Origin of the sequence: Photorhabdus temperata (genome assembly GCF_025384845.1) — a bacterium.
GTDB lineage: Bacteria > Pseudomonadota > Gammaproteobacteria > Enterobacterales > Enterobacteriaceae > Photorhabdus > Photorhabdus temperata.
In genome coordinates, this window is the sequence record NZ_JAJAFX010000075.1 from 13,363 (window position 1) to 25,344 (window position 11,982).

The window sequence follows — 11,982 nt, forward strand, 5'->3', positions numbered from 1 at the left end:
TGGAGAAAGAAAATGGCAAGATATTTGGGTCCTAAGCTCAAGCTGAGCCGTCGCGAGGGTACAGACCTATTCCTGAAGTCTGGCGTTCGCGCGATTGACACCAAGTGTAAATTGGAACAACCACCTGGACAGCATGGCGCACGTAAACCGCGTCTGTCTGACTATGGTGTACAGTTACGTGAAAAACAAAAAGTTCGCCGTATTTACGGTGTCCTAGAACGTCAATTCCGTAATTATTATAAAGAAGCAACTCGTCTGAAAGGCAATACAGGTGAGAACCTGCTGAGTTTGCTGGAAGGTCGTTTGGACAACGTTGTTTACCGTATGGGCTTCGGTGCGACTCGTGCTGAATCACGCCAAATGGTAAGCCATAAGGCTATCATGGTAAATGGTCGCGTTGTTAACATCGCTTCTTATCAGGTATCCCCGAATGACGTAGTCAGCGTTCGCGAAAAATCGAAAAAGCAGTCTCGTATCAAGGCGGCTTTAGAGCTGGCTGAGCAGCGTGAGAAACCAACTTGGTTGGAGGTTGATGCTGCGAAGATGGAAGGTGTGTTCAAACGTACTCCAGAACGTACCGATCTGTCCGCTGACATCAACGAACACCTGATCGTCGAGCTTTACTCTAAGTAAAGCTTAGCACCAAAGAGAGGACACAATGCAGGGTTCTGTGACAGAGTTTCTAAAACCGCGCCTGGTTGATATCGAGCAAGTCAGTTCGACGCACGCCAAGGTGACCCTTGAGCCTTTGGAGCGTGGCTTTGGTCATACTCTAGGCAACGCACTGCGCCGTATTCTGCTTTCGTCTATGCCGGGTTGTGCGGTGACTGAGGTTGAGATTGATGGTGTACTGCATGAGTACAGCACCAAAGAAGGTGTACAGGAAGATATCCTGGAGATTCTCCTCAACCTGAAAGGGCTGGCGGTAAGAGTTCAGGGCAAAGATGAAGTTATTCTTACCTTGAATAAGTCTGGCATTGGCCCTGTGACTGCAGCCGACATTATCCATGACGGAGATGTCGAAATCGTCAAGCCGCAACATGTAATCTGCCACCTGACTGACGAAACTGCTTCTATAAGCATGCGCATTAAAGTTCAGCGTGGTCGAGGTTATGTGCCGGCTTCTGCCCGGATTCATTCGGAAGAAGATGAGCGCCCTATTGGTCGTTTGTTAGTAGACGCTTGTTATAGCCCAGTAGAGCGTATTGCCTACAATGTTGAAGCAGCGCGTGTAGAACAACGTACCGATTTGGACAAGTTGGTTATCGAGATGGAAACTAACGGCACAATCGATCCTGAAGAGGCGATTCGCCGTGCAGCTACTATTTTGGCTGAACAGCTAGAAGCTTTTGTTGATTTACGTGATGTACGTCAGCCAGAAGTAAAAGAGGAGAAGCCAGAGTTTGATCCGATCCTGCTGCGCCCTGTTGACGATCTGGAATTGACTGTCCGCTCTGCTAACTGCCTTAAGGCAGAAGCTATCCACTACATCGGTGATTTGGTACAGCGTACCGAGGTTGAGTTGCTTAAGACACCTAACCTGGGTAAAAAATCTCTCACAGAGATCAAAGACGTACTGGCTTCACGTGGCTTATCTCTAGGCATGCGCTTGGAAAACTGGCCACCAGCAAGTATTGCTGATGAATAACTAGATCACAGGTTAAGGTTTTACTGAGAAGGATAAGGTCATGCGCCATCGTAAGAGTGGTCGTCAATTGAACCGCAACAGCAGCCATCGCCAAGCTATGTTCCGCAACATGGCAGGTTCCTTGGTTCGTCATGAAATCATCAAGACGACTCTGCCTAAAGCGAAAGAACTGCGTCGCGTCGTTGAGCCGCTGATTACTCTTGCCAAGACCGACAGCGTAGCTAATCGTCGTCTGGCATTCGCCCGTACTCGTGATAACGAAATTGTGGCAAAACTGTTTAATGAGCTGGGCCCGCGCTTCGCGAGCCGCGCAGGTGGTTACACTCGTATTCTTAAGTGTGGCTTCCGTGCTGGTGACAATGCTCCGATGGCATACATCGAGCTCGTTGACCGTGCTGTTGAGCCTCAAACAGAAGTTGCGACTGCAGAGTAATCTGTAGGGGCATATAAAAGAACCGGGTTTATCCCGGTTTTTTTACATCTGTATATCTGAATTTCTCACTTATTTTTTTCCATCCTGCTATGCTGATATCTCAAACAGCGTGTTTATTGTAGGAGATATGAAGATGTATCGTATTGGCCAACTGGCTAAATTAGCGAATGTAACCCCTGATACAGTGCGTTTCTATGAAAAACAAGGAATGATGGAACATCAGAACCGTACCGAGGGGGGATATAGGCTTTATACAGAGCAAGATTTACAGCGCCTTCGGTTTATACGTTATGCCAAGCAGCTGGGATTTACATTGGAAGCTATCACAGAATTATTGTCTATTCGTGTAGATCCAGATCATCATACTTGTGAAGAGTCGAAGCAAATTGTAGATTCTAGGTTGATGGAAGTAGAAGAAAAACTTCTTGAAATGCTAAAAATGCGTGATTCACTTAAGATGTTAAGTGATGCTTGCTGTGGGAGCTCTCACATAAGTACTTATTGTTCTATTCTTGAAACTTTAGAACAAGGAGCTTCAAATAAGGAATAAGTAATTTTTCTTTATTATGGGTGATTCAGAGAGTACAATTGCTATGTTTTTAGGCCAATTAATATGATAGAGGAATATGATGATTACATATCACCATAAAAAAGGCGTGATAAAGGATAATGCTATTGAAGCTCTACTACGTGATCCATTATTCAAACAGCGAATTGAGAAAAATAAAAAAGGGAAAGGAAGTTACCAGAGGAAAGGAAAGCATAACAAGGCAAGTAACTGGGAGGCCAGTGGTAAGGGATTATTAGATTTATTACCACTGGCCTTTTAGTTCTGATAGGTTTATTTTCATTCTTTCAGTAATCTATGGATTTCTATTAATAATTTTTCTTTAGTATTTGGGATGTCTGGCATAGCCTTAATCTCTTTTTTACTATATGATTTATTTATTAGTTTCATTGCATAGAAAATAGCTAATGACAGCAAGATATTTTTCAAGATCATATCAACAATCACGTCAGCCGCGGGATTAGTAGAATCGCCCTTCATGGTAAATTTACAAACCGTTTTAAAAAATTCACCATGTTCTTTCAATCATCGTGTTAATTAAAATGTGTCAAGTTGTATCAGTTATTGTGTTTGAATTATGTGACTGATAAATAATTATTTTTTTGTTCCTAAAGAAAAAAAGGGCTGGGTTGGAATAGTTTTTCTACTTCGGGAACAAATTTCTTATCTGTAATAAACATAATTACATGATCTCCTTGTTCGATTACACTGTAATTATGAGCAATAATTACTTCGTCACCGCGAACTATTGCTCCAATTGTAGTGCCTGGTGGTAATTTAATATCACCTACAGCTCGACCAACAACCTTTGACGTGTTTTCGTCTCCATGAGCAATTGCTTCGATAGCTTCCGCTACTCCACGGCGTAATGAGGAAACGCTTACGATATCTGCCTTACGAACATGGCTTAGTAGAGCTGAAATAGTTGCTTGCTGTGGAGAGATTGCAATATCAATGACACCTCCTTGTACTAAATCTACATATGCACTACGCTGAATGAGAACCATGGCTTTTTTGGCTCCCATGCGTTTGGCAAGCATTGCAGACATGATATTTGCTTCGTCATCGTTGGTTAGGGCAATGAATACATCTACCTGTTCTATATGTTCTTCAGCTAATAGCTCTTGGTCAGATGCATCCCCATAGAAAACAATGGTGTCGTGTAATAATTCGGCTAGTTCTGTGGCTCTTTGTTGATTTCGTTCAATTAATTTAACCCTGTAATCTTTTTCGAGACGTAGGGCAAGTCCGGCACCAATATTACCACCACCAACGATCATAATACGCTTGTAAGGCTTTTCTAAGCGTTGAAGTTCGCTCATTACAGCACGAATATGTTGTGATGCAGCCACAAAAAAAACTTCGTCACCAGCTTCAATAATTGTAGAGCCTTGTGGTCTTATAGGCCGATCCTGGCGAAATATGGCAGCAACTCTGGTATTAATATGAGGCATGTGTTCACGAAGTGAAGAAAGTGCATTTCCTACAAGTGAACCTCCGTAATAAGCTTTTACCGCAACAATACTTACTCTACCTTCGGCAAAGTTAACAACTTGCAAAGCACCAGGATACTGAATTAGTTTATAAATATAATCTATGACGAGTTGTTCAGGTGAAATAAGATAATCAATAGGAATGTCGTTAGGGAAAAAAAGCTTATCTGATTCACGGATATACTCTGCTGCGCGTATTCGTGCAACTTTATTTGGTGTATTAAATAAGGAGTAAGCAATTTGGCATGCAATCATGTTAGTTTCGTCAGAATTAGTTACAGCAACTAACATATCAGCATCTTCAGCACCAGCTTCTCTTAATACTTTGGGATGAGAACCATGACCATTGACTACCCTGAGGTCGAATTTATCTTGTAGCTGGTGCAGGCGGTTGGGATCAGTGTCGACTATAGTGATATCGTTATTTTCACCTACTAGATTTTCAGCTAATGTACCGCCAACTTGACCTGCACCAAGAATAATTATTTTCATAGTATTCTCTAACTTGTTAGAAACAGATAATTATCTTTATAAATTGTGGAGATATATTACTGTTTAATTAATCGAGCGTAAAAGAAACCATCACCACCATTGAATTCAGGTATTATTTGTTTTCCTGGGTTATCGCTTGTATCTGTTTCCGATAGTTTTGCATCTGGGTGGCGTTTTAAAAACGAACTGATTTGCTGACTATTTTCATCTGGTAAAATAGAACAGGTTGCATATACTAATGTCCCGCCTTTCTTTAAATATGGCCAGATTGCATCAATAATCTCAGATTGTAATTGAACTAATTGAGCAATATCTTCTTCGCGTCGTAACCATTTAATATCAGGGTGTCGACGGATTACTCCTGTTGCTGAACAAGGTGCATCCAGAAGGATACGATCGAATTGCTGGCCTTCTGCCCAATATTCAGGGTGGCGTCCATCACCGGTTTTTACTGTTGCATGGCAATTAAGGCGCTGGAGATTTTCTTTTACTCGTTTTATCCTGTGTTCATCAATATCTATAGCTAATACTTGGGCTTTTGGCGCTATTTCGAGGATATGTGTTGTTTTCCCTCCTGGTGCGGCACAAAGATCGAGAATTTTCTCTCCATTGATTGGTTGTAATAACTCGGCACACCCTTGTGCGGATACATCTTGAACAGTTACCCAACCTTTATCAAATCCAGGTAATATTGTTACTGGGCAGGGGAAAATTACACGGATAGCAGAAGGTAATTCGATAGCTGGTTCTGCATCAATTCCGGCTTTATGGAGAAGAGAAAGATATTCATCTCGACTATGGTATATTCGATTAACTCGCAACCACATGGGCGGTTTCTTATTGTTATTTTCAATAAGTTGCTGCCATTCTTGCGGGTAGGCTTTTTGGATTTTAGCTAATAACCATTTAGGATGTAAGTGATTGCTGGGACTATTTTGTGAACTCTCCATTAATTGCAGTTGCTGCCTCTGAAACTGGCGAAGAACACCATTAATCAATCCTTTTAGCTGAGGATATTTTAGAGTTACGGCTCCATTTACTGTTTCAGCAAGTGCTGCATGAGCTGGGATACGGGTATAGGTAAGTTGGTATATGCCAACCATAAGCAGGTAATGTAGAATGCGTTGCTTACCTTTTAATGGTTTTTCCATTAATTGACTTATTATCCATTCTAATTGAGGTAATACACGTAATACCCCGAAAGATAGCTCCTGTAACAAAGATTTATCTTTATCAGTTATATTTCGTTGAAGTTCAGGCAATATCGTACTGAGAGATTGCCCTTGGTCCAGAACTTGATTGATTGCTTTTGCGGCGATACTTCGTAGATTATATGTATTTTTCATAGTTAAAAAGGCTGACAAAAGTCAGCATTAAGAGAAAGTTTGTGAGAGAGAGTTTACATAGAATAGTATTCAGTTGATTTTATTACCTAGCGTAAACCACTCACGTTTGGAGTTAAGCAGATCTGCGGCTGACATTGCTTTTTTACCAGCAGGTTGTAATTGCGTGATATTCAGAATTCCATCGGCAGTGGCAATATGAATACCTTTTTTGTCTGCTTTTAAGATAGTTCCTGGTTCTACTGAAATTTGTTCTTCAATGGCTTCTGCTTTCCAGATTTTAACAGGTTGCCCTTCCATCTCGAAAAAGCTCATGGGCCAAGGATTAAATGCACGAATGCAACGTTCAAGATGGGTTGCAGATAGTTCCCAATTTATTTTGGCTTCTTCCTTGCTTAGTTTTTCAGCGTAGGTAACCAACTTTTCACTTTGAGTTTCAGGTTGGCTTTTACCTGATGTTATTAATGATAATGTTTTAAGTAGTGCATCTGGCCCAATATTGGTCAGTTTTTCGTATAAACTGGCACTAGTATCTTCAGGTGTAATAGGACAGCTTGCTTTATATAGCATATCGCCAGTATCAAGGCCTATATCCATTTGCATGATAGTTACGCCTGTTTCCGTGTCACCGGCCCAAAGTGAACGTTGAATTGGTGCTGCACCACGCCAACGTGGTAATAGAGAGCCGTGTACGTTCAGACAACCTAATCTTGGAATATCTAAAACAGCCTTAGGGAGGATTAATCCATAGGCTACAACGATGAGAACATCAGGTTGTTGTTTAAGAAGCCATTGTAGGTTTTCTTCTGAACGTAAAGTGGCTGGCTGAAAAACGGTAATGTTATGTTCTTCTGCCAGTGCTTTTACAGGACTGGGTGTCAGTTTTTTACCTCTTCCTGCTGGTCTGTCTGGTCGCGTTAGAACGCCAACGACCTCATGCTGAGACGTTAATAAAGCCTCTAAATGGCGTGCCGCAAAGTCAGGCGTTCCGGCAAAAACAATACGTAAATAATCAGACACGTTTATTTCCTGTATTAATATAATTTATTTGGTTCGGGCTTTTTGTTTATCCAGCTTTTCTACTTTCTGGCGTATACGCTGGCGTTTCAGTGGAGATAAGTAATCCACAAAAAGCTTACCAATTAAATGGTCCATCTCGTGCTGAATACAAATAGCTAGTAAGTCATCAGCTTGTAATTCAAATGATTGACCATTGTAATCTAGGGCTCTGATTTTGACTTTTCCAGCTCGTGGCACTAGTGCTCGCTGTTCAGGAATAGACAAACAGCCTTCTTCAATCCCAGTATTACCACTTTTTTCCAGTAACTCTGGATTTATCAGCACAAAGCGTTCATTCCTAGTTTCCGATACGTCAATAACGACAATACGCTGATGAATATCAACTTGTGTTGCTGCCAGGCCAATGCCTTCTTCTGCGTACATAGTTTCAAACATATCATCAATGATACGTTGAATCTCCGCATTAACTTCTTTAACAGGCGTTGCAATAGTGCGAAGCCGCTCGTCTGGGTAATGTAATATTTGTAATACTGACATATATGTTTAGATCTGTGTCCAAAATGTGAATGGTATTTTATCTCTATTCTAGACATTTCCCGTTTAGATTGACAGTATTGATTGCTAATTGAGCAGTTTGATATTGTCCGTCAATCTCAGTCAGGATGACAACATGGAAGCTATGGAAATATGGTTGCGAATGAAGATGATCTCCCATTTAGCAACAGAAAAAGCAGCAAATATTACAGAGAAATTATTGCATGCTGGGAATCGTTATCTCACCGTACTCAAGGATAGTGGGTTAACATCAGCACAATGTTTGCAATTTACTAAAGCGAATAAAATCTTGCTAGCTTCATGCTTAAAATGGCTGGAACAGCCGGAACGTCATTTATTGACATATTCTCATCCTTTGTATCCACCGCTATTAAAGCAAATACATACCCCACCTCTTGCGCTTTTTGTGTCAGGGAAATTAGATCTTCTTTTAAAGAAGCAGGTGGCGATGGTAGGGAGCAGGGCAGCAAGTTATTATGGCGAGAAATGGGCAAAAATTTTTGCAGGTGAATTGGTTGGACATGGGTTAGTTATTACTAGTGGTTTAGCTATTGGTATTGATGGTATTTGTCACCGATCTGCGCTAGATAGTGGAGGTCAAACAATAGCTGTATTAGGTAGCGGTCTTGGTCAGATTTATCCTTATAGACATGGATTATTAGCAAAGCAAATAGAGGAGGGGGGAGCCCTTGTTTCTGAATTTTTTCCAGATACTCCCCCACGTGCAAAAAACTTCCCTAAAAGAAATAGGATTATCAGTGGATTAAGTTCGGCAGTTATTGTTGTAGAAGCGAGTCAAAACAGCGGTTCATTAATTACAGCTCGTTGCGCTCTTGAACAGGGAAGGGATGTATTTGCATTACCAGGGTTTTTGGGGAGCTCAGTCAGTGAAGGGAATCACTGGTTGATAAAACAGGGGGCGTATCTGGCTACAAATGCAATGGATATTGTGGAACATGTTTACAGTTCACTACAATGGTTACATATGGAAAGAACAAAGGAAGAAGTAAAATCCCAGTTTGAGCAAACTGAGTTGCCATTTGCTGATGTGCTGGTTAACGTAGGTGATGAAATAACGCCAGTTGATATTATTGCGCAACGCTCTGCATTACCTATAGCTGAGGTAATGACAAAACTCCTTGAACTAGAATTATTAGGTAAGGTGGCTGTGGTTGCTGGTGGTTATGTGCGCGTGAGTTAATTAACTGAATACTCAAAGTCTTGTTTAGCGTCATATGAGTATAAATTTCAAGTGAAAATGATATGGCAAAAATGGTTCCTTTTTCCACTAATGAAACTGAATATTGTCCTGAATGTGGCTCTGTTTTGGTTATCCGTAATGGCATTCATGGCCCATTTCTTGGATGTTTTAGTTATCCATCGTGTCAATATATTCGCTCATTAAAAGGGCAAAGTAACGGCCATGTGGTAAAAGAACTGGAAGGGCAGTTATGTCCTGCATGTGGAGCTAATTTAGTTTTACGTCAAGGGCGTTATGGAATGTTCATTGGTTGTAGTCGTTATCCTGAATGCGAACATATGGCACTGATTGATAAACCGGATGAGACGTCGATAGCCTGCCCCCAATGCAAACAAGGGCAATTACTCCAAAGAAAATCACGCTTCGGAAAAATTTTTCACGCGTGTAACCGTTACCCCAACTGCCAGTTTGTATTAAATAATAAGCCAGTTGTTGGTGAATGTGTGTTTTGTTTCTATCCGTTATTGATGGAGAAACGCACATCACAAGGTACAAAGTTGTTTTGTGCTAGTAAGTTGTGTGGAAAACAGCAAATAAATTAAACTGAGTAATAAAATGAGTAATGAAGCATCACCTGCATTTGAAAAAGTATTAACTTCGCTAAAAGCAGAAAAAGTTATTGCTTATCCAACTGAAGCTGTTTTTGGGCTTGGATGTGATCCTGATAGTGAAAAAGCGGTAAATGAACTGCTTACATTAAAGAAGCGCCCGTGGCGAAAAGGATTGATTCTTATTGCAGATAATTATAGACAATTACAGCCATATCTTGATGACAATCTTCTAACAGAAGACCAAAAGGAAGTTATATTTGCTTGTTGGCCTGGGCCTGTAACCTGGGTGATCCCTGCAAAAGCCGGTACATCTAAATGGTTGACTGGGCAATTTTCCACTTTGGCTGTCAGAGTTAGTGATCATCCTTTGGTGAAACAATTATGTACTCTTTATGGAAAACCATTGGTATCGACCAGTGCAAATTTAAATGGTTTTGAACCATGCCGAACAGCAGAAGAAGTCAGACAACAGTTTGGGGATAAACTTTCTGTGTTGGATGGTGATGTTGGAGGGCGGAAGAATCCTTCAGAAATTCGGGATGCTTTAACTGGTGAGCTTTATCGTCAAGGGTAGAATAAATATGAATCAATTCGCTGTTTTTGGTAATCCTGTTACGCACAGTAAATCACCCCGTATCCATCAGTTATTTGCTGATCAAACAGGTATTGCGCATTGTTATGGGAAGATTTTAGCACCAATAGGTAAATTTGAAGAGACGTTGGATATGTTTCTTCAACAGGGGGGGGTAGGAGCTAATGTTACTGTGCCATTTAAAGAGCAGGCATTTACTAGGGCAAATGAATTGACTGAGAGGGCAAGACTCAGTGGTGCAGTCAATACATTGAAATTGTTAGATAATAATCAATTGCTTGGTGATAACACGGATGGTATAGGATTGTTAGCAGATTTGATACGGCTTGAGTTTATTACTCAGGGGCAGCATATTTTAATAATTGGGGCTGGTGGTGGTGCCAGAGGTGTTTTATCTCCATTATTAGAATTTGGTTGTGATATTACAATTACAAACCGAACGTTCAGTCGTACCATCCAGATTGCTGATAATTTTTCGCCAATAGGTAACATTTGGCCCGTTGAGATGAAAATACTTAATAGCCCTGAGTTTGATCTTATTATCAATGCGACTGCATCCGGTATCAATGGTGAGATTCCTGCGATATCTCCATTAATATTTAATGAAAATTGTGTCTGTTATGACATGTTTTATCAGGCTAATTTGACGCCTTTCATTTCCTTTGCCAAAAAACATGGTGTTTCTCGTTATGCAGATGGATTAGGGATGTTAGTAGGACAGGCAGCTCATTCATTTAAATTATGGCATGGTGTATTACCAGAAATTGCACCTGTGCTGCTAACATTGGAACAGGAGTTACATTCGTGAATCAATCTATCCAATTTCCTGATAGAGAAGAGTGGGATGAACAGCAGCAGATAGTCATTTTTCCAGCGTTGGTCAATGGATCATTGGTTCACTGTGCTATGAGGGCTAGGGATCTTTTATACCGTTATGGGGAAGATCATCATCCATTAAATCTTTTCCGACAAAATCGTTGGGATCTTGAAGAGGAGTTCGAATCGTTAATCAATAACGGGGATGATGATCATTTAGGACGTTATATATTACCTTCTTGCAAGTAGTCATTTTTCCAGCAAACATAATTGCTTGCTGAATAACATAGTACTTCTAATTCTTCAGGTTTTAGTTTTCTGACCCGACGGGCAGGGCTACCGACATAAAGGTATCCGCTTTCTAATATTTTTCCTGGAGCGATCAAGCTGCCCGCTCCAATAATAACGTCATCTTCAATAACTGAACCATCAAGTAGGATGGAACCCATACCGATGAGCACTCGATTACCAATAGTACAACCATGGAGTATAGCTTTATGCCCGATGGTGACATCATTCCCAACAATTAAAGGAAAACCATCGGGATTATCAACAGATTTGTGTGTCACATGTAATACAGAGCCATCTTGGATGTTAGTACGTGTGCCAATAGATACGTAATTAACGTCGCCACGGATGACAACTAAGGGCCATATGCTGACATCATCAGCAAGTCTGACATCACCAATGATCACACTAGACGGATCTAACATAACTTTCTGACCAATTTTAGGTTGAGTACCAAGATAACTGCGCAACACTCCAGACATATATACCTCTAATGAAGAAATGGAGATCTCTTATCCTTAACAGGATCCTAGTGAGGAAGACACTAGTATGCAATGGAAAAAGCTTATTGATCTTGGCTATTGTCGCCTAAATTCAATCCAAAAAGAGCAATAAGTAACCTGTTGGCGATAAATCTAAAAAAAAGTGTTGTGTAAAAATCTGGATTCCCTATAATGCGCCACCACTGACCGACACAACGCTGACAAAACGTGTGAGGCCAGGCGGAGCAAAGTGAATAAGCGCTTGACTCTGCGGGCGAAAAGCGTAGTATACGCAGCCCGGCTGAACGAGAATGTTACTTTTTATTTCAGCCTGCTCTTTAACAATTAATCAGACAATCTGTGTGGGCACTCACAAGACCGTATCACAAAAAAATACACTAAAGTCTTAAAGAGTGAACAACAGTTAATTCATTACGAAT

The 11,982-nt window shown here is 40.8% G+C and carries 16 protein-coding genes; 10 read left to right on the forward strand and 6 right to left on the reverse strand.

Going from position 1 to position 11,982, the window contains the following annotated elements; translation table 11 throughout:
* The first annotated feature begins 12 nt into the window (after window positions 1-12).
* The 5 genes from rpsD to LGZ99_RS21345 all read left to right on the forward strand — a co-directional run bounded on the left by rpsD (window position 13) and on the right by LGZ99_RS21345 (window position 2,911).
* Window positions 13-633, forward strand: a complete 621-nt coding sequence (rpsD, locus tag LGZ99_RS21325; RefSeq protein WP_023043907.1) for a 30S ribosomal protein S4 — start codon at window positions 13-15, stop codon at window positions 631-633.
* 25 nt (window positions 634-658) lie between these two features.
* Entirely contained in the window at window positions 659-1,648 is a 990-nt protein-coding gene (locus tag LGZ99_RS21330) for a DNA-directed RNA polymerase subunit alpha (protein WP_011148772.1), read from the forward strand.
* 40 nt (window positions 1,649-1,688) lie between these two features.
* Complete coding sequence (gene rplQ, locus LGZ99_RS21335; RefSeq protein ID WP_021322783.1) at window positions 1,689-2,081, forward strand: 50S ribosomal protein L17; 393 nt, start codon at window positions 1,689-1,691, stop codon at window positions 2,079-2,081.
* A 133-nt stretch (window positions 2,082-2,214) separates the two neighbouring features.
* Window positions 2,215-2,631: a Zn(2+)-responsive transcriptional regulator gene (gene zntR, locus LGZ99_RS21340; RefSeq protein ID WP_021322782.1), complete on the forward strand. Its 417-nt coding sequence runs from the start codon at window positions 2,215-2,217 to the stop codon at window positions 2,629-2,631.
* A gap of 79 nt (window positions 2,632-2,710) precedes the next feature.
* The gene (locus LGZ99_RS21345) at window positions 2,711-2,911 is read left to right on the forward strand and encodes an alternative ribosome-rescue factor A (protein WP_023043906.1); all 201 of its coding nucleotides are present in this window, start codon (window positions 2,711-2,713) and stop codon (window positions 2,909-2,911) included.
* 17 nt (window positions 2,912-2,928) lie between these two features.
* Here the strand turns inward: LGZ99_RS21345 and LGZ99_RS21350 are convergent, their stop codons facing one another.
* The 5 genes from LGZ99_RS21350 to def form a co-directional block, all read right to left on the reverse strand.
* Window positions 2,929-3,174, reverse strand: coding sequence for a large conductance mechanosensitive channel protein MscL (locus LGZ99_RS21350; protein WP_152552767.1), 246 nt, complete (start codon window positions 3,172-3,174; stop codon window positions 2,929-2,931).
* A gap of 83 nt (window positions 3,175-3,257) precedes the next feature.
* Window positions 3,258-4,634 (reverse strand): Trk system potassium transporter TrkA, encoded by a 1,377-nt coding sequence (trkA, locus tag LGZ99_RS21355; protein WP_036841119.1) that lies wholly within the window; start codon window positions 4,632-4,634, stop codon window positions 3,258-3,260.
* 56 nt (window positions 4,635-4,690) lie between these two features.
* Window positions 4,691-5,980, reverse strand: coding sequence for a 16S rRNA (cytosine(967)-C(5))-methyltransferase RsmB (rsmB, locus tag LGZ99_RS21360; RefSeq protein WP_023043902.1), 1,290 nt, complete (start codon window positions 5,978-5,980; stop codon window positions 4,691-4,693).
* Between the two features lie 69 nt (window positions 5,981-6,049).
* The gene (fmt, locus tag LGZ99_RS21365; RefSeq protein WP_036841121.1) at window positions 6,050-6,997 is read right to left on the reverse strand and encodes a methionyl-tRNA formyltransferase; all 948 of its coding nucleotides are present in this window, start codon (window positions 6,995-6,997) and stop codon (window positions 6,050-6,052) included.
* Between the two features lie 24 nt (window positions 6,998-7,021).
* The gene (gene def / locus LGZ99_RS21370) at window positions 7,022-7,534 is read right to left on the reverse strand and encodes a peptide deformylase (protein ID WP_023043901.1); all 513 of its coding nucleotides are present in this window, start codon (window positions 7,532-7,534) and stop codon (window positions 7,022-7,024) included.
* Window positions 7,535-7,667: 133 nt separating this feature from the next.
* On the opposite strand from def, the gene dprA reads away from it, so the two are divergent.
* The 5 genes from dprA (at window position 7,668) to LGZ99_RS21395 (ending at window position 11,021) form a co-directional block, all read left to right on the forward strand.
* On the forward strand, window positions 7,668-8,753 hold the full coding sequence (dprA, locus tag LGZ99_RS21375; protein ID WP_036841122.1) for a DNA-protecting protein DprA: 1,086 nt from the start codon (window positions 7,668-7,670) through the stop codon (window positions 8,751-8,753).
* 62 nt (window positions 8,754-8,815) lie between these two features.
* Window positions 8,816-9,355: a topoisomerase DNA-binding C4 zinc finger domain-containing protein gene (locus tag LGZ99_RS21380; RefSeq protein ID WP_021326306.1), complete on the forward strand. Its 540-nt coding sequence runs from the start codon at window positions 8,816-8,818 to the stop codon at window positions 9,353-9,355.
* Window positions 9,356-9,368: 13 nt separating this feature from the next.
* Entirely contained in the window at window positions 9,369-9,938 is a 570-nt protein-coding gene (gene tsaC / locus LGZ99_RS21385) for an L-threonylcarbamoyladenylate synthase type 1 TsaC (RefSeq protein ID WP_036841123.1), read from the forward strand.
* Window positions 9,939-9,945: 7 nt separating this feature from the next.
* Window positions 9,946-10,764 carry a shikimate dehydrogenase gene (gene aroE, locus LGZ99_RS21390; RefSeq protein ID WP_036841124.1) on the forward strand — a complete coding sequence of 273 codons (819 nt, stop codon included), beginning with the start codon at window positions 9,946-9,948 and terminating at the stop codon, window positions 10,762-10,764.
* The gene (locus LGZ99_RS21395) at window positions 10,761-11,021 is read left to right on the forward strand and encodes a DUF1488 family protein (RefSeq protein WP_036841125.1); all 261 of its coding nucleotides are present in this window, start codon (window positions 10,761-10,763) and stop codon (window positions 11,019-11,021) included. The genes aroE and LGZ99_RS21395 overlap by 4 nt, the downstream gene beginning before the upstream one ends.
* On the opposite strand, the gene LGZ99_RS21400 is transcribed toward LGZ99_RS21395, so the two are convergent.
* The gene (locus tag LGZ99_RS21400; protein WP_021326310.1) at window positions 10,997-11,542 is read right to left on the reverse strand and encodes a gamma carbonic anhydrase family protein; all 546 of its coding nucleotides are present in this window, start codon (window positions 11,540-11,542) and stop codon (window positions 10,997-10,999) included. The genes LGZ99_RS21395 and LGZ99_RS21400 overlap by 25 nt on opposite strands.
* Window positions 11,543-11,982 lie beyond the last annotated feature (440 nt).

Excerpts from the sequence above, each read along its gene's own strand:
- rpsD (WP_023043907.1), top strand. The coding sequence starts at position 13 with ATGGCAAGATATTTGGGTCCTAAGCTCAAGCTGAGCCGTCGCGAGGGT.
- LGZ99_RS21330 (WP_011148772.1), top strand. The coding sequence starts at position 659 with ATGCAGGGTTCTGTGACAGAGTTTCTAAAACCGCGCCTGGTTGATATC.
- rplQ (WP_021322783.1), top strand. The coding sequence starts at position 1,689 with ATGCGCCATCGTAAGAGTGGTCGTCAATTGAACCGCAACAGCAGCCAT.
- zntR (WP_021322782.1), top strand. The coding sequence starts at position 2,215 with ATGTATCGTATTGGCCAACTGGCTAAATTAGCGAATGTAACCCCTGAT.
- LGZ99_RS21345 (WP_023043906.1), top strand. The coding sequence starts at position 2,711 with ATGATTACATATCACCATAAAAAAGGCGTGATAAAGGATAATGCTATT.
- trkA (WP_036841119.1), bottom strand. The coding sequence starts at position 4,634 with ATGAAAATAATTATTCTTGGTGCAGGTCAAGTTGGCGGTACATTAGCT.
- rsmB (WP_023043902.1), bottom strand. The coding sequence starts at position 5,980 with ATGAAAAATACATATAATCTACGAAGTATCGCCGCAAAAGCAATCAAT.
- def (WP_023043901.1), bottom strand. The coding sequence starts at position 7,534 with ATGTCAGTATTACAAATATTACATTACCCAGACGAGCGGCTTCGCACT.
- dprA (WP_036841122.1), top strand. The coding sequence starts at position 7,668 with ATGGAAGCTATGGAAATATGGTTGCGAATGAAGATGATCTCCCATTTA.
- LGZ99_RS21380 (WP_021326306.1), top strand. The coding sequence starts at position 8,816 with ATGGCAAAAATGGTTCCTTTTTCCACTAATGAAACTGAATATTGTCCT.
- tsaC (WP_036841123.1), top strand. The coding sequence starts at position 9,369 with ATGAGTAATGAAGCATCACCTGCATTTGAAAAAGTATTAACTTCGCTA.
- aroE (WP_036841124.1), top strand. The coding sequence starts at position 9,946 with ATGAATCAATTCGCTGTTTTTGGTAATCCTGTTACGCACAGTAAATCA.
- LGZ99_RS21400 (WP_021326310.1), bottom strand. The coding sequence starts at position 11,542 with ATGTCTGGAGTGTTGCGCAGTTATCTTGGTACTCAACCTAAAATTGGT.